Origin of the sequence: Streptomyces sp. NPDC017095, from assembly GCF_044332325.1 — a bacterium.
GTDB lineage: Bacteria > Actinomycetota > Actinomycetes > Streptomycetales > Streptomycetaceae > Streptomyces.
Genome location: NZ_JBIROU010000006.1, coordinates 119,695 through 145,500, shown reverse-complemented (window position 1 = coordinate 145,500; position 25,806 = coordinate 119,695). Strand labels below are relative to the sequence as shown.

12 protein-coding genes are annotated in these 25,806 nt (G+C 73.1%); 5 read left to right on the top strand and 7 right to left on the bottom strand.

All coding sequences use genetic code 11. The annotated features are described in order from the left end of the window. Nucleotides 1–26: 26 nt before the first annotated feature. The 7 genes from ACH4OA_RS13830 to ACH4OA_RS13800 form a co-directional block, all read right to left on the bottom strand. On the bottom strand, nucleotides 27–860 hold the full coding sequence (locus tag ACH4OA_RS13830; RefSeq protein WP_397969116.1) for an alpha/beta fold hydrolase: 834 nt from the start codon (nucleotides 858–860) through the stop codon (nucleotides 27–29). Then, nucleotides 860–1,072, bottom strand: coding sequence for an MbtH family protein (locus ACH4OA_RS13825; RefSeq protein ID WP_397969115.1), 213 nt, complete (start codon nucleotides 1,070–1,072; stop codon nucleotides 860–862). Before ACH4OA_RS13825 ends, ACH4OA_RS13830 begins: the two co-directional genes overlap by 1 nt. Before the next feature lie 23 nt (nucleotides 1,073–1,095). Beyond that, nucleotides 1,096–1,893 carry an enduracididine biosynthesis enzyme MppR gene (mppR, locus tag ACH4OA_RS13820; RefSeq protein WP_397969113.1) on the bottom strand — a complete coding sequence of 266 codons (798 nt, stop codon included), beginning with the start codon at nucleotides 1,891–1,893 and terminating at the stop codon, nucleotides 1,096–1,098. Further along, complete coding sequence (locus tag ACH4OA_RS13815; protein ID WP_397969111.1) at nucleotides 1,890–3,068, bottom strand: aminotransferase class I/II-fold pyridoxal phosphate-dependent enzyme; 1,179 nt, start codon at nucleotides 3,066–3,068, stop codon at nucleotides 1,890–1,892. Before ACH4OA_RS13815 ends, mppR begins: the two co-directional genes overlap by 4 nt. Continuing rightward, on the bottom strand, nucleotides 3,068–4,225 hold the full coding sequence (gene mppP / locus ACH4OA_RS13810) for an enduracididine biosynthesis enzyme MppP (RefSeq protein WP_397969109.1): 1,158 nt from the start codon (nucleotides 4,223–4,225) through the stop codon (nucleotides 3,068–3,070). Before mppP ends, ACH4OA_RS13815 begins: the two co-directional genes overlap by 1 nt. A gap of 96 nt (nucleotides 4,226–4,321) precedes the next feature. Then, entirely contained in the window at nucleotides 4,322–5,497 is a 1,176-nt protein-coding gene (locus ACH4OA_RS13805) for a tryptophan 2,3-dioxygenase family protein (protein WP_397969108.1), read from the bottom strand. Continuing rightward, entirely contained in the window at nucleotides 5,494–6,510 is a 1,017-nt protein-coding gene (locus ACH4OA_RS13800) for a methyltransferase (RefSeq protein WP_397969107.1), read from the bottom strand. Before ACH4OA_RS13800 ends, ACH4OA_RS13805 begins: the two co-directional genes overlap by 4 nt. Before the next feature lie 496 nt (nucleotides 6,511–7,006). Here ACH4OA_RS13800 and ACH4OA_RS13795 point away from each other — a divergent pair, with 496 nt between their 5' ends. The 5 genes from ACH4OA_RS13795 to ACH4OA_RS13775 all read left to right on the top strand — a co-directional run bounded on the left by ACH4OA_RS13795 (nucleotide 7,007) and on the right by ACH4OA_RS13775 (nucleotide 25,803). After that, the gene (locus tag ACH4OA_RS13795) at nucleotides 7,007–7,708 is read left to right on the top strand and encodes an ABC transporter ATP-binding protein (protein WP_397935826.1); all 702 of its coding nucleotides are present in this window, start codon (nucleotides 7,007–7,009) and stop codon (nucleotides 7,706–7,708) included. Next, complete coding sequence (locus tag ACH4OA_RS13790; RefSeq protein ID WP_397969105.1) at nucleotides 7,702–10,296, top strand: ABC transporter permease; 2,595 nt, start codon at nucleotides 7,702–7,704, stop codon at nucleotides 10,294–10,296. The genes ACH4OA_RS13795 and ACH4OA_RS13790 overlap by 7 nt, the downstream gene beginning before the upstream one ends. 191 nt (nucleotides 10,297–10,487) lie before the next feature. Next, a complete protein-coding gene (locus tag ACH4OA_RS13785) occupies nucleotides 10,488–15,389 on the top strand; it encodes an amino acid adenylation domain-containing protein (RefSeq protein ID WP_397969103.1) in 4,902 nt (1,633 codons plus the stop codon). A gap of 17 nt (nucleotides 15,390–15,406) precedes the next feature. Further along, nucleotides 15,407–24,544 (top strand): amino acid adenylation domain-containing protein, encoded by a 9,138-nt coding sequence (locus ACH4OA_RS13780; RefSeq protein ID WP_397969101.1) that lies wholly within the window; start codon nucleotides 15,407–15,409, stop codon nucleotides 24,542–24,544. Beyond that, complete coding sequence (locus tag ACH4OA_RS13775; protein WP_397969099.1) at nucleotides 24,541–25,803, top strand: serine hydrolase domain-containing protein; 1,263 nt, start codon at nucleotides 24,541–24,543, stop codon at nucleotides 25,801–25,803. The genes ACH4OA_RS13780 and ACH4OA_RS13775 overlap by 4 nt, the downstream gene beginning before the upstream one ends. The last annotated feature ends 3 nt before the right edge of the window (nucleotides 25,804–25,806 follow it).

Below are 25,806 nucleotides of genomic sequence, written 5' to 3'. Positions count from 1 at the left end.
CGTGCGATGGAGGGATTCCGGCCAGGTCAGCCCCGTCGCTCGCCGACGCCGTCGAAGAACTCGAGGATCTGCCGGTTCACCTCCTCCGGTTGCTCCAGGTACCCGTAGTGACCCGCGTGGTCGATCAGCCGGTAGACGGCCCCGGGGATGGCGCGCGCCACCTCGGCGACCAGGTGCGGGGGCGTGACGAGGTCGTCCGCGAAGCCGAGGACCAGGCACGGCGTGGTGATCGCGGCGCAGGCCGCGAGGCGACCGGGGTCCGGCTCGATGGCGAGCTGGTGCCGCAGTCCGGGGCCGGTCGACTGCGACTGCTCGAACACCGGGAGCCAGTCGGACACCGCGAGGTCGTCGTCCAGCGTGTGCGGCGACAGGTTGAGCATCGCCTGCCGGGCCGCGTGATAGCGGCGCGGCAGCGTGATGCCGGAATCCAGCAGCTCGATCTCGGCCCGGGCGGCGGCCGCGCGCAGGCGGTCGTCGCGGCCGCGGGTGGCCATCAGGACGGCGGCGGTGGCCAGGTCGGGCCGGGTCAGCAGCAGCTCCTGCACCACGTGCGCGCCGAGCGACGTGCCCACCAGACGGCACGGCCCGGCCCCCAGGTGCTCGATGAGCCCGGCCAGGTCGGCTGCGAGATCGCCGACCGTCAACCCCGCCTCGGCGGGGTCGCTGGGGGGCACGCCCCGGGAGTCGTACGTGATCACTCGACAGCCGGACGCGGTGAGCGCCGGCACCTGGTGCAGATGCCAGGTCCGGCCGCGACCGCCGGCGCCCATGACCAGGACGACCGGCTCCCCGCCTGCGCCGCCGTCGGGTACGGGGTCGTCGTAGTGCAGCCGGATGCCGCCGACGGTCGCGACTCCCATCAGCGCGAGGCCATGCGGTCGGCCAGGCTCTTCGGGCGCATGTCGGTCCAGTGCTCCTCGACGTACCCGAGGCAGGTGTCGCGGTCCGTGTCGGGCAGCGCGACCGACCACCCCTCGGGGGCGGCGGCGAAAGCGGGCCAGAGCGAATGCTGGCCTTCCTCGTTGACCAGCACCTTGAAGGTCGCGTCAGGGTCGTCGAACGGGTTCGTCATGTGCTGCTCCTTCCGGGAGGGTTTCAGGCGAGTGCCTGGCCGGAGACGAGTGTCTCGGCGTATCCGAACACGTGACCACGGCCGACCGAGACCGGCCGCAGCGAGGCGAAGTCCGCGTCCAGCACGTCGAACATCTCGAGACTCGCGTCGCCCGACCACACCTCGGAGAACTCGACTCCGGTGACGGTCGAGGTCACCAGCTCCACGGGCGGCTGCTCACCGGCGAGCCAGGGCGACTGGACCCGGCTGTGCACCAGCGGCACGGTGTGCAGCGCCGGCGGTTCGGCGGCCGGGCCGGTCACGCGCACCGAGGCATGGGCGATGCGGCGGCCTCCTGCCGCGGCGGTGCCGTGGTAGGCGCCCGCGGCAGAGCCCAGGGGCCCCGCTTTGCCGACGCGCATCGGCCGGGTCTGATGCACCTCGCCGAACTGCTTCGGCATTCCCTGCACCCAGCCGCGCAGCAGCGGCACGGGCTGGTCGACCCAGGCGTAAGGGCACCGGGCCAGGGGGCGCCCGCGGTACTCGCAGCCCAGCAGGATCAGGAACTCGCTGAACTGGCTGGCCCCCGGGTCGGCGAGTTCGGTGCCCGGCTCCGAGCACCACTGCCAGTGCGCGAAGACCGCGGCGGCCTGCCCCGGATCGGCGCCGGGGTCGAGCTCGGGCGGGAGGAACAGCGTCGCCGCCGCGGGATCCACGTGGTAGTCGACCATGACGATCTCGCCGGAGAAGTGCCACGGCGGGGGAGTGAGCGTGGCCGACGTACCGGACGGGGAGAGCGGAAGGCTGTAGCCGCGCAGGCTGCTGGCGACGGAAGTGGTCATCGAAGGGTTTCCTCCGTTCTCCAGGCGGCGGCGAGCCGCGCGGCCGCCTCCGCCAGACGGTCGGGCGGGTTGAGGCTGTACGCGAGGCGCAGATGAGTGCCGACCGCGCTGCCGAAGCGGGAGCCCGGTGCCACCGCGACGCCTGCCCGGCCGGCCGCGGCGAGCAGCGCCGCCTCGCTGCGCCGCGGGTCGAAGGTCAGCCAGACGAAGAAGCCGCCGGCCGGACGGCTGACGGTCACCGACTCGTCCAGGCCGGACCGCAGGGCGGCCACGAGCGCCGCGCGCCGCAGCCGGAGCTGCCCACGCAGCCACGACAGGCGCCGTTCGTAGCGGCCGTCCCCCATCAGCATGGACACGGCCAGCGAGGTCAGGTGGTTGAGCGCGCCGCCACTGACCAGCTGTCCGCGCCCGGCCAGCGTGTCGATCAGGCCGGGTTCCGCCTCCAGCCAGCCCAGCCGCAGGCCCGGTCCGAGTGTCTTGGCGAACGAGCCGAGCCGGATCACCCCTTGGCGCCCGGCCAGCGCGGCGAGCGAGGGCGGCGGGGCGGGGCGGTCCAGGCACAGTTCCGTGTACGCGTCGTCCTCCACGATCGGCACGCCGTGCCGGGCGGCGACGGCGAGCAGCTCCCGGCGGCGCTGTTCGCCCGCGACCGTGCCGGTCGGGTTGTGGAAGGTCGGCGTCAGATAGACGAACGCCACGTCGTCGCCGTGGGACAGGGCCCGGTCCAGGGAATCGGGCCGTACGCCCTCGCCGTCGGCGTCCACTTCCCGCAGGCGCAGACCGTGGTCCGTCATGATGCTCCGGCCCAGGTCGTAGCACGTACGCTCGACCACGACGAACCGGCCGGGCCGCCCCAGCACGGTGCACAGCAAGGTCAGCGCCTGGGAGCTGCCGGCGGTGACCATGATCTCCTCGGCCGTGCAGCCGTGCCGGGCGGCCAGCGAGGCGCGCAGTGGCTCGGCTCCGGCGTTCGCGCCGTAACTGAGCGCCGCGGGGCCGAACATGGTGAGGGCCTCCGCGTAGAGCGGCAGCACCTCGTCGACCGCTAGCAGAGCCGGTTCGAGGTAGCCGGGCCCGAGGTCGATGACGCCGGGCGGGGAGACGGCCTGCACCACTCCCGCACGCCACCACCGGGCCTGCGGAAGCGGGGAGACGGTCGTGTCCGGTCGCACCATCAGCCCCGCAGCTCCGGCACGCCCAGCAGGGCCGAGCGCAGCACCCGCGCGCCCGCGAGCAGGGTGGGGGAGTTCCGGGACAGGGCCAGGCGCAGCATCCGCTCGCCCTCGCGCGGCCTCGCCCAGTGGAACTTCTGGCAGGGCAGCACATAGAGGTTCTGCGAGCGGACCGCCGACCAGACGTCCATGCCCAGCCGCGAGCCGACGTGCAGGCGCTCCACGCTGACCCGGGCCCGGTCGTCGACGAAACCGATGTCCGGCACGTCCGCCAACTCGGCACGCACCAGGGCCCGGTGTTCGGCGATCGTGCGCTGCAACTCGGCCAGGCCGCCGTCCGCCCCGTCGTCGGCGAACCGCTTCACCATGAGCAGGATCAGCGGCGAGGTGCCCAGCAGGATGTCCGAGTGGACCTTCTCGACCGGCAGGTCCACGTTGGCCGAGCGGACCAGCCAGCCGATCTTGAGTTCGAGCGTGGGCCACAGCTTGCCGGTGTCCTCGATGACCACCCAGCGGCAGCCGCTCGCGTCGAGCACGGCGTAGTGATCGAACTGCGCGTCGGGGTCGAACCCCCGGAAGCAGGTGTCCAGGGCCAGCACCACTCCGTACTCGGCGCACTGCTCGGCGAGCCTGCGCAGGCGGGCCTCGCTCATCACCCGGCCGGTGGGGTTGTTCGGCGTGGTGATGAAGACGCAGCCGACCTGTTCGAGCAGCTCCGCCGGCAGGTCCTCGTCGTGGGCCTGCTCCTCCTCGACCGGCACCAGCCGCAGGCCGACCCCGCGCAGGATGTCCGGGATGTTGTCGAACGTGGGGTGGATCAGCGCCACCGCGTCGGACGTGGTGACCAGCGAACGGGCGAGGATCTCCATGGCCAGCGAGGACGAGTAGCAGCTCAGCGTCCGGCCGGCGGCGAACGGATGACTGTGCTGGCCGAGCATGCCGAAGAACGACTCGGCGGCCTCCTGCTCGATCTCGTCCACCGGGCGCACGGCAGCCTCGGCCCACATGTCCGGCAGTTCGGCGACGATTTTGCTCTGCGCGGCCGTGAGCTGCTGGCGGGCGTGCCCGTCGGCGAGGTTCATCGAACTGGACAGGGCGAGGGTCTCGAACTGGGTCAGGTTCTCCGCGGAGACCGTCGGCAGCATTCTGTTCACAAGCACCTCTCATACGAGTGTCGGGCGAAGCGTGCTTGGAGCCACGGCGATGCCGGGACTCACCGGCGCCGGGGCGCCGGGATAGGAATCGAGGGACCTCCGTCAGCAGAAGGCGAACCGGGTGAGCAGGTGCCCGGCGTCGTCCGTACGGTCACCGGACGGCAGTCCGGCTTTTCCGACGAAGCGTTTGAGGTAACCGGCGCCCTCGGTGCCGCCGGACCCCGTCATCTCCGGCAGGTAGCGGCGGCCGAACCCGTAGTGCCGGCCGCGCCAGATGTGCAGCGGCGCCTCGCTCGCCGCGAAGGCCTCGCGCACGTCGGCATCGCGGGCGCCGGCCGCGGCGTCCCGCAGGGACGTGAACGCGCGGAGCAGCGGGCTGCCGACCGGGGCCAGGTGCGCGAACCGCTGGTAGATCCCGGCCTTCCGTTCGTCGTAGCCGTACACCACCAGCTCCATCAGGTGGTAGTTGAGCGACTGGACCGCGCTGGCACTCCCCGTCGCGTCCCGGAAGCCCATGAACAGCTCCGGGGTCAGCGTGCGCAGCGCGTGGAAGACGACGTTCAAGAAGTCGGCCGCCGAGGTGAGCTGGCTCATCCTCAGGAGGTACGCGCCGCGGTCACGGCCGATGGCCTCGGTCGCGCGGCGCGCGGTCCAGCGGACGAGGAAGAAGGCGATCTCGCAGGCCTGCACGGCACGCATGAAGATGTGCTCGTCGTGCTTGTCCGACCAGCGGAATCCCGAGCACCGGTTGACCACCAGCAGGTCGCGGACCAGCACGTCGTCGTGGCCGGCGCGCCGGACCAGCCCGGCGCTCGCCATGGTGCGGTCCGGGCCGACGGGGGACCGGCCGAGGTGGTCGAGCACGGCCGTCAGACGGCGCACGCGTTCCGCGCCCTCCTCGACCGTGGTCTCGTGCCGCCCGGCCTCGCGCTCCTCCAGCGCGATCAGGTCGGTCACGAGCGCGTGCAGAAGCAGCAGGCTCGCCTCGTACGCGTCCTCCCGCCGGGCGAGGTACCAGGCGGTCACGTGCAGTCCGGTGTAGCGGTAGTACTCGGGTATGTCGAGGCGCCGGCTGAACGGCCGGGTCAGCAGCCGCAGGATCTCGTTCTCCTCGGTGTCCGGCCCGGCCACGGCCGCGTCGTACCGCTCGGACAGCCGAAGGACCTCCTCGTCGGGCAGTTCGGCGAGGGGCGTGGCGTGCAGCCGGGCAGCCAGCTCGGCGCAGCGGACGGGCAGTTCCCGCGCGCGGACGGGAGTGACGGCGGGTACGGCGCTCACCGCCCGGACCCGCTCTCGGCGCGCCGGCCGATGATCAGATGCTTGTCGCCGCCGGAGCGCCGGACCGTGCCGTCCACGAAGCCGGCACGACGCAGCAGGCCCAGGTACTCGGTCGCCGTGCGGTGCCGGCCCCGGGTCTCGACGTGCATGGAGAGGTTCATGACGGCCGTGGCCAGGGGGCCGCCGCGGTCTTCGTCGAAGAGCCGTTCCATGACCAGGACCCGGCCGCCGGGGAGACAGGCCTCGTACGCCTTGCGCAGCAACGTCGCGCAGGTCTCGTCGTCCCAGTCGGACAGGATGTAGCCGAAGGCGAGGCAGTCGCCGGCCGGCAACGGGTCGCGGAAGAAGTCGCCGGCCGCGAAGTCCAGCCGGTCTCCCAGCTTGTGCTCGGCGGCTCGTGCGGCCAGGTGCGGACGGACCTGGGGGAGGTCGAACACGGTCGCGCGCAGTTGTGGGCAGGCGTGCAGGGCGGCCACCGAGAAGGGTCCGCTCGCTCCGCCCACGTCGATCAGCCGCCGGGCGTCGCTCAGACCGGCCAGGGCCACGAGTTCGTGCGAGACGTGATGGCTGAGGCCCCACATCGCGTTCAGGAAGCGGCCCACCGACTCGTCGTCGCGGTAGAGGGCCTCGAACGGAGCCGGCGTGTCCCGGTCGCTCTCGGCCTTGCCCGCGCGAAGGTAGCCGCTCAGCCGTCCGAACTGCTCGGAGGTGTCGCTGATCAGATGGTCGACGAACCCCATCAGGTAACGGGGGTCCTCGCGGTCGACGTACGGCCGTACGCCCGCCGCGAGCGCGTACCGATCGCCGTCCGCGTCGAGGACGCCGAAGGACGACAGCACCAGCAGGAGCCGTTCGAGGGTGTCCTCGTCGACGGCCAGGGCTGCCGCGATCTTCCCGGCGCTGTCGCCGCTGTGCCGTATCAGGTGCGCGAAGACGCCCTGTCCGTCCGCGACTCGCAGAGCGTGCGTGGCGTACATTCCGTAGACGGCGCGTTCCAGATTCGCAGGAATCATTGTTTTCGCTGCCCATCGCTGCAAGGGAATTGTGAAGCGCTGTCGGCCCACCCGGGGGTAAAGAATCCTCCGGGGCGTCGAGAAGTATTTCGGCGTGCCCGACGGTTCGGCCATCTTGTTGACCGCAGAGCGAAACCCGCAGTTCAGAGCCGCTTGCCGGACGACGCACCCCATGGCACCCCATGGCACCCCATGGCACCCCACGTCCACGCCGGTCCGCTCGGTGACGGCACCACCCGGCCCTCGCCGCGCCCAGTCGTTACCGACAGAAGGGTGTATATCAGGCGTAAATATCCAGTCGGGCAGCCGATCGGGAAAGCCGTGGCCGAAAAGAGAGGCGTGCTGGCGAGAGGCCGTTACTCCTGCCTTCGAGGTGCGGCTCGAAAACGTTTCTTCCTTGGGGCAGGGTTGATCGGGGAGGGCGTCGGCGTTACCGTCCCAGGAAACGGGGAAAGGGTGTGAAGTGGCTGGCGGGTCTGCTCTTTTACTGGAATCCGTGACGAAAATCTACGGCTCCGGCCGTAACGCGGTCACAGCCTTGGACGACGTGACGATGAGGGTGCCGCGCGGGACGTTCCTCGCGATCATGGGTCCCTCCGGCTCGGGGAAAAGCACGTTCCTGCACTGCTCGGCAGGTCTCGACAAACCCACGAAGGGCGGCGTGACCCTCGGCGACACCCGCCTGGCCGGCCTGAACGAGGAGCAGCTCACCGAACTCCGCCGGGAACGGGTCGGGTTCGTCTTCCAGGCGTACAACCTGCTCGACTCGCTCACCATCGCCGACAACGTGGGCCTGCCGTTCCGGCTGGCCGACGCCCCGATCCCCACCGACCGGATACACGCCGAACTGGCGCACGTCGGGCTCGCCGACATGGGGGACCGCTACCCCGGGCAGCTCTCCGGCGGTCAGCGCCAGCGCGTCGCCATCGCCCGCGCCCTCATCACGAGACCCGACGTGATCTTCGCCGACGAGCCGACGGGCGCGCTCGACACCCGCACCGGCCGGCAGGTCCTGCAACTGCTGCGGGGGGTCGTCGACCGGACCGGCCAGACCGTGGTGATGGTGACCCACGACCCGGTCGCCGCCTCACACGCGGACGCGGTGACCTTCCTGGCCGACGGCCGGCTGGCCGGCGAGCTCGTCGGGCCCACGCCCGAGCGGGTGGCCGACCGGATGACCAGGCTGGGTGAGTGGTGAGCCGCAAGAGCAAGGCGGAGGCGGCGGATCCGCCGGCCGCCAAGAAGGCGAAGAAGAAGGTCCGCACGCTGTCACGCCGGAACCTCTCGCTGGCCTGGAGCACGATCCGCGGCCGCAAGGGCGGCTTCGCGGCGGTGCTGATCGCCGTCGCGGTCGGCTCCGCCGTGATCACCGCGTGCGGTGTGCTGCTGGAGACCGGCATCAGCTCCGGAGTCGCCGCCGAACGGTACGACCGGGCGGCCGTGGTCGTCGGCGGCACCCAGACCATGCCCGTCGAGGGCGATACGGACCCCCGGCTCTCCGAACGGGTCAGGCTGCCCGCCGGCACGGTCGCGAAGGTCGCTGCGGTCAAGGGCGTCGAGACCGCGGTCGGGGACGTCAGCGTCCGTACGACCGTGCTGAAGCAGGACGCCGTCCTCGGCGGACCGCCCGTCTACGGGCACGGCTGGTCCGCCTCGGTGCTGGCACCGTTCACGCTGCGCGCGGGCACCCGGCCGCGGGCGGCCGGCGACGTCGTGCTCGACGGCGACCTCGCCCGGCGAGCCGGAGCCGCCCCGGGAGACAAGGTCACGCTGGTGACCGGATCGCAACCGAGGGCGTACCGGGTCAGCGGCGTCGCCGAGCCCGCGACCGCGCTCGGCCGGCAGTCCGCGGTCTTCTTCACCGACGACCAGGCGGCACGGCTCTACGGCACCTCCGGCGAGATCGACGCGGTGGGTGTGCTGGCCTCGAAGGGGACCGACGCGGGCGACCTCGCCGGCCGGATCAAGAAGGCCGTGCCCGGCGTGGTCACGTACACCGGCGAAGACCGCAGCGATGTCGAGACGCTCGACGTCGGGCAGATGCGCGCGTTCGTCATCGAGATCGCCAGTGCGTTCGGCGCCACCATGATCCTGCTCGTGATCATCGTGGTCTCCGGCACGCTGGCCCTGTCGGTGCAGCAGCGCCGCCGCGAGCTGGCCCTGCTGCGGGCCGTCGGCGCCACCCCCCGGCAGGTGCTGCGCATGATCGGCGGCGAGGCCGTGCTCGTCGGCGGGATCGGCGCCGTGCTCGGCGCCGTCCCCGGCATCCTGCTCGCCAAGCTGCTGCACACCGTGTTCACGGCGGCCGGCACGCTGCCGTCCGGCTTCTCGCTGGTGATCACACCGCTGCCCGTGCTGTGCGCCCTGCTGATCTGTGTCCTCGCGGCCCGGATCGGCGGCTGGCTCGCGGCCCGGCGCGCGGCCAAGGTCAGTCCCGTCGAGGCGCTCGGCGACGTGGCCGTGGAATCGAGGAAGCTGGGCTGGTTCCGGCTCTCGCTCGGTGCGCTGCTCGTGCCCGGGGGCCTGGCCGCCGCGATCGTGCTGCCGATCGCGCTGCCCGGCGAGTCCGCCATCGACGGCGCCGCCAGTTCCGCCTTGGTCCTGGTGATCGCCGTCGGCCTGCTCGGACCCAGGCTGTTCGGCGGCGTCGTGACGCTGCTCGGCCGTCGCCCGGGCAACGCCACCCGGTTCCTCGCCCTCGCCAACTCCCGGGCCCGGGCCCGCCGGCTCAGCGCCGCCACGACCCCGCTGATCATGGGCGTGACCATGGCGTCCGCACAGCTCTTCAGCGGCACGACGCTCGCCGCCGCCGCGCACGACCAGGCCGTCGACGGCGTGATCGCCGACCATGTGGTGACCTCCGCGAGCACGGGGATCTCACCCGGCCTGGCCGCGGAGCTGCGGGGCGTCCCCGGTGTCCGCACAGTCGGCCCGGTCGCCCGGACCTCGACGATCCTCACCTGGCCCGACGGCGACAGCATCCAGTACCGGCTCTCCACGGCCCAGGGCGTCGACCCCGCGGCCGTACCGGACACCCTGGACCTGGACGTGCTGCGCGGCGACCTGGACGGTCTCACCGGGTCCACGGTCGCCCTCAGCCGCCTCGTCGCCGGAACCGTCGGCGTCGACGTGGGCGGCCGTGTCGACGTGCACCTCGGCGACGGCACCGTCGAAAAGGCCAAGGTCGTCGCGGTCTACGAGAACGGACTCGGCTTCGGCGACGTCACCCTGCCCCACGACGTGGTCATCGCGCACACCACCGACCACCTCGACCAGTGGCTGATGGTCAACTCCAGCCGGGAGGCGGACCTGACCGCGGCGCTGAAGCCGTACCCGACGCTGGGCGTGCACGACGCCGGGGCGGTCACCGCCGCACCGACCGACGACGCGAGCGGCGGAGGGACCAGCCTCGTACTCAACGCCGTCCTGCTCGGCTATCTCGCCATCGCCGTCGTCAACACGCTGGTCATGGCGACGATCTCACGCCGGCGCGAGTTCGCCCTGCTGCGCCTCGTCGGCACCCGCACCAGCCAGGTCCGGTCGATGATGCGCCAGGAGGCGGGCATCATCGTGCTCTGCGCGGTCGTCGTCGGCACGCTGGCCGCCCTGCCGGCGCTGATCGGGATGAGCTACGCGATACGCCACTCGGTGTTCCCGTCCATTCCGCCCCTGATGTACCTCGGCATCGTGGTCGCGGCCGCGGTGATCGCCTGGCCCGCCGTGATGCTGCCGGCCCGGCTCGCACTGCGGCCGCCGGCCGTGGAGGCGATCGCACGGCCCGAGTGACGTACGACCGCTGGCGCAGGTGAGGCGTGGCTTCGGCCACGCCTCACCTGTTTCGCGTGCTCCCCGCGGGACCGGCAGCCGAACGGGCAGTTTCCTCACCGCTCAACTACGTGGAGCCGGTACGCCCGCGCGCGCCAAGCTCGACCGTCCACTATCCGCGCGCCACGTGTGTCTCTAGTGAAGGGCCGAGCATGCCCCACGGTTTCGACAACGCACCCGCCGCTCCGGAGAACCGGGCTCTTCCCCACCTCATAGCCGCGCGTGCCCGGCAGCAACCCGACGCGCCCGCCGTCGTCGAGGCCGGCACGACCCTCACGTACCGCGAGCTGGACGAACGCGCCAACCACCTGGCCCACCGCCTCGTCTGCGCCGGAGTGACCGCCGAGTCGCGGGTCGGCATGCTGACGGGCCGCTCGGGCCACTCGGCCGAGACCGTCGTCGCCCTGCTCGCCGTACTCAAGGCGGGCGGGGCCTACGTACCGCTGCACGAGAGCTACCCCGACGACCGGATCCGCTGGATGCTCTCCGAGACCGACGCGGTCGCGCTGATCGCCGACCGGTCGACCGCCGGCCGGGCGGCGACCGCCGGCACGCCCGTGCTCCTCGCGGACGGCGCGGACACGGGCCGCCGCGCCGACGCCCCGCAGGTGATCCTGGACGAGGAGCAGCTCGCTTACGTCATGCACACCTCCGGCTCGACCGGCCGGCCCAAGGGCGTGTCCATCACCCACCGCAACATCGTGGCGCTGGCCCGGGAACCCCGTATGCGCGCCTCGTTCGGCCGCAGCGCGCTGTTCATCGCGCCGCTCGGTTTCGACCTCTCCACCCTCGAAGTCTGGCTGCCGCTGCTCAACGGAGGCCGTCTGGTCATCGGGCCCGGGGAGCTGACCCCGCCGGGGCTGGCCGCACTCGTCGCGGAGCACCGCCTCGAAGCGGTCTTCCTGACCGCGACGCTGTTCCGGCTCTTCGCCGAGGAGCAGCCCGGCTGCTTCGCGGGGCTGCGCGAGGTGTGGGCCGGCGGCGAAGCCCCGTCGGCGACCGCCGTGGAACGGGTGCGGCGCGCCTGCCCGGGCATCACGCTCGTCAACGGGTACGGCCCGACCGAGTCCACGGTCTTCGCCACCTCGCACCGCACGGCACCGGACGAGGAGCACGTCCGGGCCACCGTCATCGGCACGGCCCTCGACGACACCGAGACGTATGTGCTCGACGAGCGGCTGCGCCCCGTGGCACCCGGCGGCACGGGAGAGCTCTACCTCGGCGGCGACAGCACGGGCCGCGGCTACTTCGGACGCCCCGCGCTGACCGCCGAACGCTTCGTGGCCGACCCGTTCACGCCCGGCAGCCGCCTCTACCGCACCGGCGATTGGGTGCGCCTGACCGAGGACGGCCTCATCGACTTCCTCGGCCGTACCGACCACCAGGTCAAGATGCGGGGGTTCCGGATCGAGCTGGGCGAGATCGAGGCCGCGCTGCGCGACTGCCCCGGCGTCACCGACGCCGTGGTGGTGGTGCGCGAGAGCGGCCCGACGCGCAGCATCGTCGCGTATCCGACCGGACCGAGCCCCCTCGCCGCACGTGAACTGCTCGACCAGGTGGCCGGACGCCTGCCGGGCTACATGGTGCCCGCGCGCGTCGTCTGGATGGACCGGCTGCCCGTCAACGCCAACGGCAAGGTGGACCGGTCCGCGCTGCCCGAGCCCCCGGCCGACGACGCCGAGGCGTACCGCGCGCCGCGCACGGACACCGAGCGCGCACTCGCCACGATCTGGGCCGAGACCCTCGGAGCCGAACGGATCGGCGTGCGGAACGACTTCTTCGCCCTGGGCGGCGACTCCATCCTGGCCATGAGGATCGTCGCGCGGGCGCGGGCCGGAGGGCTCAGGGTGAGCACGGCCGACGTCTTCCACCACCGGACGGTCGAGGCGCTGGCCGCCGCGGCGACGCCTCTAGACGAGGTCCCCGCGGTACCGCACGGCTCGCCGCCGGCGGACAGCTACCCCCTGACCTCCATGCAGAGCGGCATGCTCTTCGACGCCCTCATGCTCGACGACCCGTCGCTGCACCTGGTCCAGTTCGTCGTCCGGCTCGGCGACGTCACCGACCCCGGGCGTCTCGGCCGGGCCTGGCAGGAGGCCGCGCAACGCCACGCGGTGCTCCGGACCGAGCTCCGCTGGGCCGACGTCGAGGAGCCCGTGCAACTGGTCAGGGACGAGGTCACGCTGCCGGTGAGCCGGCTCGACTGGAGCGCCGTACCGGAGACGGAGCACCCCGCGCGGCTGCGGGAGCTGCTCGACGCCGACCGCGCCGCCGGCCTCGACCTCACCAGGGCGCCGTTGAGCCGGGTCACCCTCGTGCGGCTCGGCCCGGACTCCGTCCAGCTCGTCTGGTCGATGCACCACGTGCTCACCGACGGGTGGAGCGCCGGGGAGCTGCTCCAGGACGTGCTCGGGGCATACCGCGGCGAGCCGGTGCGGACACGGCCGCCGTTCCAGGACTTCGTGCACTGGCTCACGGACCAGGACCTGGACGCCGCCGACGCCTACTGGCGCGGCCGGATGGCCGGCTTCACCACGCCGGTCTCCGTGCCCGGCGACCGGCAGCCGCCCGAGGGCCACCGTCCCGCGGCCAGACAGGCGGTGCAGGTGACGGTTCCGCGGGAGACGGCCGCGCGGGTCTCGGCGTACGCCCGGCGCACCGGGCTGACCTCCAACACGCTGGTCCAGGCGGCCTGGGCGATCCTGCTGGCGCGTCTGAGCGGCGAACGCGACGTCTGCTTCGGCACGAGCACGGCGGTACGGCCGGCGGACCTGCCCGACGTCGAGTCGATGGTCGGCATGATGATCAACACCCAGCCCGTCCGGGTCCGGGTGGACGACGACGCGCACACCCGGTCCTGGCTAGCGGAGCTGCAACGCGAGCAGGCGGTGGCGCGGGAGTTCGGCCACGCTCCGCTGAACCGCGTGCAGTCCTTCGCCGACACGGCGCCCGGCACCGCGCTGTTCCACACCGTCGTCGTCTTCCAGAACTATCCGCTCGACCGGACCATGATCCGCGCGTTCGACGTGGAGTTCGCCACGAACTACCCCCTGGCGCTGAGCGTGTTCCCGGACGAGTCGCTGTCCATGCGACTGCTCTACGACGAGACGGTCTTCGAGCCGGCCACCGTGGAGCGGACCGCCGCGCGTCTGATCACGGTGCTGGACGCACTGGCCGCCGGCTCCGCGCCGAGCGTCGGCGACGTGACCGCGCTGACCGGTGCCGAGCGGCAGCTCGTCCTCGGCGAGTGGGGCGTGGCCGCTCCCTCCGAGTACTCCATCGAGCGGCGCATGCACCGGATCATCAGCGAGCGCGCCGCCCGATGGCCGGGCACCGTCGCGATCGAGCGCGGCGAGCACCGGCTCACCTACGCGGAGGTCGAGGAGCGTTCCAACCGGCTCGCCCACCACCTGACCGGCCTCGGCGTCGGCGCGGACGTGATGGTCGGCGTGTCCGTCGAGCGCGGCCCGGACCTGGTCGTCGGCGTCCTCGGCGCCCTCAAGGCCGGCGGCGCGTACGTGCCGATCGACCCCGACTACCCCGCCGCGCGCACCGCCGCGATCCTGGCGGAGGCGCGCCCGGCGGTGGTCCTCACCCACACCCGCCACCGCGGCCTCTTCGCGGGCACCACGACCCCACTCGTGCTGCTCGACGCGGACTGGCCCGCCATCGCCACCCGGCCGGCGATCGCCCCGCCCGACCACGGCAGCCCCCGCGATCTGCTGTACACCGTCTACACCTCGGGCTCGACCGGGAAGCCCAAAGGCACCATGGTCGAGCACCGGTCCATGGTCAACACCGTCGAGGCCGTCGCTCCCCTGCACGTGCGCCCCGGCAGCCGGATCTACCAGCTCTCCCCGATGAGCTTCGACGCCGCCTCACTCGTCCTGTTCAGCACGCTCGCGGGAGGCGCCACCCTGGTCGCCCCCGCGACCACCGGGACCTACGGCGGCGCCGAACTCATCGAGCGGCTGCGGGAGGCCGATGTCAGCGCGGTCACCGGGCCGCCGACCGTCCTGCCGGCGCTCGACCCGGCGGCGCTCCCGCACCTCGACTCCATCCTGTGCGGCGGCGAGGTCCTCACCCCGGACCTCGCCGCCTCGTGGTCGCCCGGACGCCGTCTGCTCAACGGGTACGGTCCCAGCGAATGCGCGGTCGCCGCGACGCTGTTCGCCGTGGAGCCCGGCGTCCGGTACGACCACGTGCCGATCGGCAGGCCGATCGCCAACACCAGTGTCCACGTCCTCGACGACCGGCTGCGCCTTGTGCCCCCCGGCGTCACGGGCGAGCTGTACCTCGGCGGCGACGGCGTGGGCCGCGGTTACATCGGGCGGCCCGGTCTGACCGCGGAGCGCTTCGTGGCCGACCCGTTCGGCGAGCCGGGCGCCCGCCTGTACCGCACCGGCGACCTGGTGCGCTGGAACCCGGACGGCACGCTGGTGTTCGCCGGCCGGACGGACGACCAGGTCAAGATCCGCGGTTTCCGGGTGGAGCCGCGCGAGGTGGAGCACGTGCTGCTGCGACACGAGGCGGTGGCCGAGGCGGCGGTCGTCGTGCAGGCCGACGGGGCCGGCAAGCGGCTCGTCGCGTACGTGGTACCGCGTACCGGCGTGCCGGCGGACGAGCTGCGCGCACACGTCGCCCGGCACGTGCCCGCGTACATGGTCCCGGCTGCCGTGGTGCCGCTGGCGGAGCTGCCGGTCAACCGCAACGGCAAGCTGGACCGGGCGGCGCTGCCCGTGGCGCGCGTCCGTCCGGACGAGGAGTCGTACGTGGCGCCGGCCGACCCGACCGAGGAAGCCCTCTGCCGGATCTGGGGCGAGGTACTGGCCGTGCCCCGGGTGGGCACACACGACAGCTTCTTCGACCTCGGCGGCGACTCGATCAACGCGATGCGCCTGGCCGTCCGCCTGCGCGCGGCGTTCGGCGTGCCGGTCTCCCCGAGAGATCTGTTCGAGCACCGTCGGGTGAGCGACCTCGCCGGAGTGGTCCAAGAGCGCGTCTTCGCGAGCCTCGCCGCCGTGTCCGGCGCCGCGGCTCCCGGCCGGATCTGACCCAGGGAGGAACGCAAGTGACCCAGCTCGACGAGAAGTTCGCGTCCGTACCGGCACATCTCCGGGCGGAGCTGCTGCGCCGCCTCGCCGGCGAGTCCGCGCCCGAGGACCTGCCGATCCCGATCGCCCCGCGCGACGGCCTGCCGCCGATGTCGTCGGCGCAGGAACGGCTCTGGTTCCTGGCCGAACTGGAACCGGACAGCGCCGAGTACAACGCGCTGCGCGCGCTGCGGCTGCGGGGCTGCCTCGACACCGCGGCGCTCACCGCCGCGCTCGACCAGGTCGTGCGCCGGCACGAGATGCTGCGCACCACCTTCGACGCGGTCGACGGCCGTGGCGTCCAGGTCGTGCACGAGCACACCGGCCAGGCGTTGCCGACCGTCGACGTGTCGGGGCCCGATGCCGAGACCACGGTCGAGCGCTTCCTCGCGGCGGAGATGAACACGCCGTACGACCTGCGCCGCGGACCGCTGCTGCGGGCCACCCTGCTGCGCGTGGACGCCGACGAGCACGTGCTGGTACTGGCCATGCACCACATCGTCTGCGACGGCTGGTCGACCGGTCGGCTCCTCGGCGAGCTGGCCGCCGCCTACGAGGCCGCGGTCGCCGGCGTCGCGGCGGGCCTGCCGCCCGTGCCCGTGCAGTACGCCGACTACGCCGTCTGGGAGCGCGAGCGGTCCGCCGCGCTCGACGAGCAGCTCGACTACTGGCGCGGCCGGCTCGCGGGGATGCGCACGGCCGACCTGCCCACCGATCGGCCGCGGCCGGCCGTCCGTACGTCCGCGGGCGCCATCCTGCCGGTGGAGATACCCGCCGACGTGCTGGGCCGGCTGCGGAAGCTGAGCCGTGAGCACGACGCGACGCTGTTCATGGCCCTGGTCACGGTCACGAAGGTGGTGCTGGCCCGGTACTGCGGCGAACCCGACGTGGCGGTCGGCACCGTCACCCTGGGCCGGCAGCGGCCCGAGCTGGAGAGCCTGATCGGCTTCTTCATCAACACCGTGGTGCTGCGCTCCCAGGTGGAGGAGTCGCTGTCGTTCACCGCACTGCTCGGCCGGGTGCGCGCGGGCCTGCTCGAGGCGTTCGCCCATGACGAGGTCCCGTTCCAGCGCCTCGTCGACACGCTGCGGCCCGACCGGGACGCGTCCCGGCCGCCGCTGGTGCAGGTGATGGTCAACCTCCAGAACCTGGCCGACACGGTGCCGGCCTTCCGGGGGCTGGACGTCACCGAGATCCAGCCGCCGATCGACGTGGCCAAGCTGGACCTCACATTCGACTTCTACGAGGACGCCTCCTCGCTCACCTGCTACCTGGAATACAGCACCGACCTGTTCGACCGGGCGACCGTCGAGCGGCTCGGCGGCCACCTCGTCACCCTGCTGCGCGCGGTGTCCGAGCAGCCCACGGCCCCGCTCGCCGGTCTGTCCATGCTGCCGGCCGACGAGCTGCGGACGCTCACCGTCGACTGGCAGGGCCCGGCCCTCCCGGCAGCGGACGCACCGACCCTGCACCGGATCTTCGACGAGCAGGCGGCGCGGACGCCCGCCGCCGTCGCGGTGAGCGACGGCAGCCGACGGCTCACCTTCGCCGAGCTGGCCGCGCGGGCCAACCGGCTCGCGCACCACCTCGTCGCGGTCGGCGTCCGCCCCGGAGTGCTGACCGGCGTCTGCCTCGGCCGCGGCGTGGACGCCATGGTCGCGCTGCTGGCGGTACTCAAGGCCGGTGGCGCCTTCGTGCCGCTCGACTCCGGCCACCCCGCAGAGCGGCTGGCCCTGGTGCTCGGCGATGCCGCGGCGCCGGTGCTGATCACGGACTCGGCGGCGGTGGGCGAAGGCGCCTGGACCACCGTCCGCCTCGACACCGACCAGGACACGATCGACCGCCACCCGGCCACGCCGCCCCCCACGGCCGCCGGGCCGGACGACCTCGCGTACGTCGTCTACACCTCCGGCTCGACGGGCCGCCCGAAGGGCGTGATGGTCAGCCACCGCAACGCCGTCCACATGATGCGCGCCTGGGACGCCCGCTACGGCCTCACCGGGCTGCGAGGCCGCTGCCTGTCGGTGTCCAGCCTCGCCGTGGACCTGTTCCTCGGCGACTTCCTGATGACCGCGATGTACGGCGGCGAGATGGTGATCTGCCCGGCGGAGGTGATCACCGATCCGCCGGCACTGGCCGAGCTGATCACCACGGTCCGCCCGCACCTGCTGGTGACCACCCCGTCGCTGGCCAAGGCGGTCGCCCAGGAGCTGTCCTGGACCGGCGGCCGGGCGGACTCGCTGCGCGTCCTCGCGGTCGGTTCCGAAGCGTGGCTGGCCGACGACGCGGCCACGGTCCTCGAAGTCCTGCCCCCCGACGCCGTCGTCACGAACAACTACGGTGCCACCGAGACCACCGTGGACTCCACGACATACCGGGTGCGCCCCGGCGGTCCGGGCGGCCCGGCGGTCGTGCCGGTCGGCCGGCCGCTGGGCAACACCCGGACGTACGTGCTCGACGACCGTCTGCGTCCCGTTCCCGTCGGTGTGCCCGGCGAGATCCACATCGGCGGCGACGGGGTGGCACAAGGGTATTGGAACCGGCCCGAGCTGACCGCGCAGCGCTTCCTGGACGACCCGTTCACCGGTGGACGGCTCTACCGCACGGGCGACATCGGGCGCTGGCGGCCCGACGGCGACCTGGAGTACCTCGGCCGCGCGGACGACCAGGTCAAGGTGCGCGGCTTCCGGGTGGAACTCGGCGAGGTCGAGGCCGCCATGCTGCGCGCCCCAGGCATCGCCGCCGCGGCCGCCGCGGTACGAGCCGACACGGCCGGCCGCGCCCGGCTCGTCGGGTACCTGGTCGCGGACGGTGCCGCGCCCACGCTCACCGAGCTGCGCGCGTTCCTCGCGGGGATCGTGCCCGACCCGGCGATACCCTCCGCGCTCGTCGTCCTCGACCAGCTTCCGATGACACCGAGCGGCACCCTCGACCGCAAGGCGCTGCCGGCCCCGGCGCTCACCGACCACGCCGCCGCACACCACGTGGCGCCGCGCGACCAGACCGAGTCCCGACTGGCCGCCATCTGGGCGGAAGTGCTGGGCCTGCCACCCGGCACGGTCGGCGTCGGCGACAACTTCTTCGCACTCGGTGGCGACTCGATCGTGGGGCTGCAGGTCGTGTCGAGGGCCCGGCGGGCCGGCCTGTACCTGACCGCCCAGCAGATCTTCCGGCACCAGACCGTCGCCGATCTCGCCGCCATCGTCCAGACCATGGATCAGCCGGCGCCGCGGGCGGCCGCCGCCGCGGTCGGGGACGTGCCGCTCACCCCGGTGCAGCGCTGGTACTTCGAGCAGTACCCCGAGGGCGCCGTCCACTTCAACCAGTCGATGTTCGTGGAGCTCGCGCCCGGCACCGGTCCGGCCGCCCTGCGCACGGCGGTGACGGCGCTGCTCGGCCACCACGACGCGCTGCGGCTGCGCGCCGTCCTCGCCGACGGCGCCTGGCAGCAGCATTGCGCGAGCACCGAAACGGGCGAGCCGTTCCGCACGGTCGATCTGTCCGGCCTCGACCGTCCCGCCCGCGAGCGGGCGGTCCGCGAGGCGGTCACGGCGGCGCAGACCGGCTTCCGGCTCGACGCCGGGCCCCTGCTGAGCGCGGTGCTCTTCTCCGGCGCACCCGAACCCGACCGGCTGTTCCTCGCGGCGCACCACCTCGTCGTCGACGGGGTCACCTGGCGCGTGCTGCTCTCCGATCTGGAACTCGCCTACGAGCAGGCGGCGCGGGGCCTGCCGGTCGGCCTCCCGGAGAAGTCGACCGGCTTCCGGGACTGGGCGACGCGGCTGACCGAGGCGGCTGCGTCCGGCCGGTTCGACAGCGAGCGGCCGTACTGGCAGGCCGTGGAGGCCGCGTCCGCCGCCTGCCCGCCGCTGCCGGTCAGCCGCACGGCACCGGACACGCTCGCGCACGCCCGTACGGTCGAGGCCGGTCTCGATGCCGAGCTGACCCGCGCGTTGTTGCGGGACGTGCCGGCGGCGTACCGGACCCGGATCAACGACGTGCTGCTGACCGCGCTCGCGGCGGTGCTGGCCGACTGGACGGGCGGCGACGCCGTCGCGGTCGAGCTGGAGGGCCACGGCCGCGAGAACCTCTTCGACGACGTCGACCTGTCCCGCACGGCGGGCTGGTTCACCACGCTCTTCCCCGTGGTGCTGCCCGTCCCGGCCGAGGACTGGGGGACCCGGCTCAAGACCGTCAAGGAGACCCTGAGAGCCGTCCCCGAGGCCGGCATCGGGTACGGCGCCCTGCGCTATCTGACCAAGGACGCCGGGCTGGGCGGCGGACGCTGCCAGGTGGGTTTCAACTACCACGGCCACTTCGACGTGACCACCGGCGACGGCCTGCTGCGCCGCTGGCGGCCCAGTCCGGCACCGGACCGCAGCGCGGACCTGGCCCGCCCGAACCTGCTGGAGATCACCGGGATGGTCCGGGACGGCCGGCTCGCGTTCTCCTGGGAGTACTCGGCGGCGCTGCACGACGAGGAGACCATCGCCGGCCTCGCGGCGCGGTTCACCGCCGCGCTCGCCGACATCGTGGCGCACTGCTCCCGGGCGGGCGGCCGCACCCCGTCCGATTTCCCGCTCGCCGGGCTCGACCAGGCCGAGGTGGACCGGATCGCCGGGGACGGCCGCACGGTCGAGGACATCTACCCGCTCACGCCGATGCAGAGCGGCCTGCTGTTCCACTCGCTCGACGCGCACGAGGACGACATCTACCTCACCCACCTCCATCTCGTCCTCGACGGCGTCACCGAACCCGCTCTGCTGGCCGAGGCCTGGCAACGGGTCGTCGACCGCACACCCGTGCTGCGCACGGCGATCGTCGACGCGGAGGGCGGACGCCCCCTCCAGGTGGTCCACCGGGACGTACGCGTGCCCGTCAGCATGGAGGACTGGTCGGAGCTGACCGAGGAACAGCAGCGGGAACGCATCCGCCGGCTGACCGAGTCCCCGGGGGAACCACTGGATCTGGCACGTCCGCCGCTGCTGCGGCTGCACGTGGCCCGGCTCTCCGCCTCCAGCGTCCACCTGCGCTGCTCCTCGCATCACCTGCTCCTCGACGGCTGGAGCTTCGCCGACCTGCTCGGCGAGGTCTTCGCGGAGCACGCCGCGCTCAGCGGACGCGAGGTCGCGCCGCCGCGCCCGCGCCGTCCGTTCCGCGAGTACGTGCGCTGGCTCGGCGAGCAGGACACCGGCGCGGCGCGGGCGTACTGGGCGGGCTTGCTCGCCGGGTTCTCCGCGCCCACCGCGCTGCCGTACGACCGGGTGCCGCTGCGCTCCCACCAGTCCCGCGACACCGGCCACCTCGACCTCGTCTTCACGGCGGCGGAGACCGGGCGGCTGGAGAGCTTCGCCCGGAACACCCGGGTCACCGTCAACACGCTGATCCAGGGCGCCTGGGCCCTTCTCCTGTCCCGCTACAGCGGCGACCGGGACGTCTGCTTCGGCACCACGGTGGGCGGCCGGCCCGCCGGACTCCCGGGCTCGGACGAGATGGCCGGCCTGTTCATCAACACACTGCCCGCCCGGCCGGCCGTCTCGCCCGGCAGCGAGCTGCGCACCTGGCTGCGCGAGATCCAGGAGCAGCAGGCCGACAGCCGCCAGTACGAGTACGCGTCACTCGCCCAGGTGCGGGACTGGGCCGCGATCCCGGCGGGCACCAGCCTCTTCGACAGCTGTGTGGTCTTCGAGAACTTCCCGTACGACGAGCACGCGGCCGAGCGCCACGGACTGGCGGTACGGTCGCTGGCCGGCCTGGAGACGTCGAACTTCCCGCTCACCTGCGTGGCGCACCTGATGGACGGACTGCACCTGCGGCTCGGCTACGACCCGCGACTGTTCGACGACGCCACCGCGCGCCGGTTCGCCGATCATCTGCTGGGCATGCTGGACGCGATGGCGGGGGCGGCACCCGGCACCACCCTGCGGGACCTGCCGATGGTCCGTGGCGCCGAACACGACCGGCTGGTCAGGGAGTTCAACGGCACACCGTCCGGCTACCCCGGCCAGTGCCTGCACGAAATCTTCCGGGTGGTCGCACGCCGGCACCCCGGCCGGCTCGCGGTCGTCGCCGGCGACACCCGGCTCACCTATGCCGAGCTGGACGCCCGCTCCGACCGGCTCGCCCACCACCTCGCCGACCGCGGCGTCGGTCCGGAGGTGCCGGTGGGCATCTGCCTGCCGGGCGGCGCCGAGATGATCACCGCCATGCTCGGCGTCCTGAAGGCGGGCGGCGCGTACGTGCCGCTCGATCCCGGCTACCCGTCCGAGCGCCTCGCCTATCTGTTCCGCGACTCGGGCGTGCGGCTGCTGCTCACCAGCGCCGCGCTGGCGCCCGGCCTGCCGCAGACCGGCGCCGACGTACTGCTGACCGACGATCTGCGGCCGGGCCCCGCCGTCGGGCCGCCGCCCTCGGCGACCGTCCCGGACAACCTCGCCGTGCTCGTCTACACCTCGGGCTCGACCGGCACGCCCAAGGCCAGCATGGTCACCCACCGCGGCCTCGTCCGGCTCGTGCACGCCGCCGGCGAGCACACCTTCGGAGACGCCGCCACGATCGCCCAGCACCACTCGATCTCGTTCGACGCCGCGCAGAACGAGCTGTGGCAGGCACTCCTGAGCGGCGCGTGCCTGGCCGTGCGACCAGGCGACTTCCGCTCGGTGGACGAACTCGACGCGTTCCTGCGCGACCACGAGGTGCAGGCCATGTCCTTCTCGGCGGGGTTCTTCCACGCCGTCGCCGACACCGACCCGGGCATCCTCGCGGGGCTGCACAAGGTCGTCGTCGGCGGCGAGGCGCTGTCCGCAGCGCACTGCGCACGCGTCCTCGACCGGCTGCCCGGCCTGCGGATCGTCAACGCGTACGGGCCCACCGAGTGCTCGGTGACCGCGACCTGCTTCCCGGTCGAGCGCGACGGGCGCCCCGAAGGGACCGTTCCGGTCGGCCGGCCCAGCGCGGACGCCCGGGTCTACCTGCTCGACCGGGACCTGAACGTGGTGCCGGTGGGCGTGACCGGGGAGGCGTACCTCGCCGGGGACGGCGTGTGCCGCGGGTACCGGAACCGGCCCGCGATGACCGCCGAACGCTTCGTGCCGGACCTGTTCGGGCCACCCGGTTCCCGGATGTACCGCACCGGCGACCTGATGCGCTGGCGTCCCGACGGCACGCTGGAGTTCGTCGGCCGGACCGACGACCAGGTGAAGCTGCGCGGCTACCGCATCGAACTCGGCGAGATCGAGCAGGCGCTCGCCGGGCACCCGGACGTGGCCGGCGCGGCCGTCATCCTCCGCGAGGACCAGCCGGGCCGCCGCCGTCTCGTCGGGTACGTGGTCTCGGAGCAGGACCCGGCCGCACTGGCCGCACTCACCTCGTACCTCGCCGCCCGCCTCCCCGAGTACATGGTCCCCGCCGCGCTCGTCCGGCTGGAGCGGATGCCGCTCACCGCGCACGGCAAGGTCGACCGCCGCGCCCTGCCGGAGCCCGCGACCGCGGCGGCCGGCCGGGCCGCGGTGGAGCCCCGTACGCCCGACGAACGGACGATGGCCGCGATATGGGCGGAGGTGCTCGGTGTGGAGCGCGTCGGGGTCACCGACGACTTCTTCGACCTCGGCGGCGACTCGATCCTCAGCATCCAGGTCGTGTTCAGGAGCCGCCGGGCGGGACTGCAGGTCTCCTCCAGCGACCTGTTCCGTCACCCGACCGTCGAACAGCTCGTCGCCGCCGCAGGCCGGGACCGCCGGGTCGCCGCGACCCAGGAGGCCGAGGCCGGCGAGGTGCCGCTCACCCCGATCCAGCACGAGTTCTTCGCGCGCAACACGGTCGCCCCGCAGCACCTCGCCCAGTCGGTCCACGTCGAGCTCGCGGCGGACACCGACGAGACGGCGCTGCGGGCCGCGCTCACGGCGGTCGTCGCCCACCACGACGCCTTGCGGATGCGGTACACGCGCGACGGGCGGGGCCGCTGGTCCCAGCGCAACGCCGCGGCCGAGACCGGCGAACTGTTCGAGCGCCACGACCTCTCACGGCTGTCCGACGAGGAACTGCACCCGGCCATGGACCGCCTCGCCGCGGCGGCCGACGCGGGTCTCGACCTGGCGACCGGGCCGCTGCTGAGAGCGGTCCTCTTCGACCTCGGCCCGGACCGGCGGGCACACCTGCACCTGACCGTGCACCACCTGGTGATCGACGCGGTGTCGTGGCGGATCCTCAACCACGACCTGGACCTCGCGTACCGCCAGGCGCTCGACGGCAAGGCGATCGATCTGGGAGCGAAGACCTCCTCGTTCCGGCAGTGGGCCACGCGGCTCGCGGCGCATGCGGCCGACGGCGGCTTCGCCGATCAGGCCGCGCACTGGGACGCGGTGCCCGAGGCGGCGCCGCTGCCGGCCGACGGCCCCGGACCGAACGTGGTGTCGTCGCGGCGGATCGTGCCGGTACGGCTGGAACGGGACGAGACCGCGGCGCTGCTGCACGTGGCGCCGGGCAGGTTCCGGGCCCGGGCCAGCGACGTGCTGCTCTCCGCGCTGGCCTGGACGCTGTGCCGCTGGTCCGGCGACGACCGGCTGGTGATCGAGATGGAGGGCCACGGCCGTGAGGAGATCTTCGACGACGTCGACCTGTCCCGCACCGTCGGCTGGTTCACCAGCTCGTACCCCGTCGCCCTGAGGGTCCCCGGCCGGACGGACGGCGAGGCCGACTGGCCCGCCGTCGTGCGGTCGGTGCGCCGCTGCCTGCGCGCCGTCCCCGGCAACGGACTCGGCTACGGCGCTCTGCACCACCTGGCCGGGGCCGGCACCGTGCCGGCGGACCGCACGCCTCCCGCGGTGCTGTTCAACTACCACAGCCAGACCGAGGAGATCACCCGGACGGCCGGCCACTCGCTGTTCCACGCCTTCCACGAGCCGATCGGCCGGGAACAGGACGACCGGGAGCGGGTCGTGCAGGCGCTGGAGGTGGTGGGCGCGGTCGAGAGCGGCCGGCTCGGCTTCGACCTCTACTACTCGGTCAACCTGCACGAGCCCGCGACGATCGCGCGGCTCGGTACCGCATTCGCGGCGGCACTGCGGTCGATCGCCCGTCTCTGCGAGCCGACCCTCGGGGCGGAGGACCCACGGTGAACGATCTGCTGACGGAGCTTGCCCGCCGGCACGGCGTGCCCGGTGCCCAGGCGGCGATCTGGCGCGACGGCCGCTTGCTCACCGCGGAGACCGGTGAGGAGGAGGCGGGATCGGGCAGGCCGGTGACGGTCGCGACGGCGTTCCCGCTCGGCTCGCTCACCAAGCCGTTCACCGCCACGCTCGCGGCCCTGTTGGCCGCCGACGGCGACGCGGACCTGGACGAGCCCTTGGCGGAGCACCTGGGCGAACTGCGCGCGGGCCCGGACCGCACACTGCGGCAGGTGCTCAGCCACACCGCGGGCCTGGCGGCGAACACCGCCGAGCTGCCCTTCGGAACCACCCGCGCCGGGTGGCTCGCCCGCCACGCCTGTGAGCTGGCCGTGTACGAACCGGGCTCGGTGTTCTCCTACTCCAACCCGGGTTACGTCATCGCCGGCCGCCTGATCGAGGAGATCACCGGGCTCGACTGGGCGGAAGCCGTGCACGCGATGCTGCTGCGCCCGCTGGGGCACGACGCCGCGGCACCGGTCGCGCTGGGGCATCTCGTACGCCCGGACCTCCCGCCCCGGCCCATCCCGGCGCAGTCCGTGCCGCCGCTGGAGGACCCGGCCGCCGGCCTGCGCCTGTCCGCCCGCGACCTCGCGCTGTTCGGCGCCGCGCACCTGGGCCTCGGCCCGGGCGCGGCCCTGCTCGACTCCGCGACGGCGCGGTCGATGCGCGAGGACGTCACGGAGGGGCTCGCCGTGGGCGCCTACGGGCTGGCGGACGGATGGGGCGCCGGATGGTCGCGGTACGGGACCTGGTCCGGCCATGACGGCACCGGTGACGGAGCGTGGAGCCACCTGCGCGTGCACCCGTCGACGCGGACCGTGGTGGCGCTGACCGCCAACGGCAGTACCGGCGCGCGCCTGTGGGAGTCGCTGCTCGAACGGCTCGGCGAGGCCGGCCTGGAGGTCGGTGACCATCCTCGGGACACGATCGACGCCGAGCCCGCGCCGGCGCCGCCGGAGTGCGCCGGGCACTATGCGAACGGTGCCTGGTCCTGCCGGGTCGAGTCCGACGACGGTGCACTCCTGCTCTCGGTCGCCGGAGCGGCGCCGGTCCGGCTCCTCGTGGGCAAGGACCTCTCCTTCCGCACCCCCTCGGACGGCGGTGCCCGTACGGCCATTCCGTACCGTGGGCGGTTCCTGCGCGAAGCTGAGACCGGCGACGTCGACCGTATGCAGATCACCGGGAGGCTCTGCGTCCGGCAGGAATAGGAC

What these genes read in the sequence shown, in the direction of transcription:
- ACH4OA_RS13830 (WP_397969116.1), bottom strand. Translation starts at nt 860, where the DNA reads ATGGGAGTCGCGACCGTCGGCGGCATCCGGCTGCACTACGACGACCCC.
- ACH4OA_RS13825 (WP_397969115.1), bottom strand. Translation starts at nt 1,072, where the DNA reads ATGACGAACCCGTTCGACGACCCTGACGCGACCTTCAAGGTGCTGGTC.
- mppR (WP_397969113.1), bottom strand. Translation starts at nt 1,893, where the DNA reads ATGACCACTTCCGTCGCCAGCAGCCTGCGCGGCTACAGCCTTCCGCTC.
- ACH4OA_RS13815 (WP_397969111.1), bottom strand. Translation starts at nt 3,068, where the DNA reads ATGGTGCGACCGGACACGACCGTCTCCCCGCTTCCGCAGGCCCGGTGG.
- ACH4OA_RS13800 (WP_397969107.1), bottom strand. Translation starts at nt 6,510, where the DNA reads ATGATTCCTGCGAATCTGGAACGCGCCGTCTACGGAATGTACGCCACG.
- ACH4OA_RS13785 (WP_397969103.1), top strand. Translation starts at nt 10,488, where the DNA reads ATGCCCCACGGTTTCGACAACGCACCCGCCGCTCCGGAGAACCGGGCT.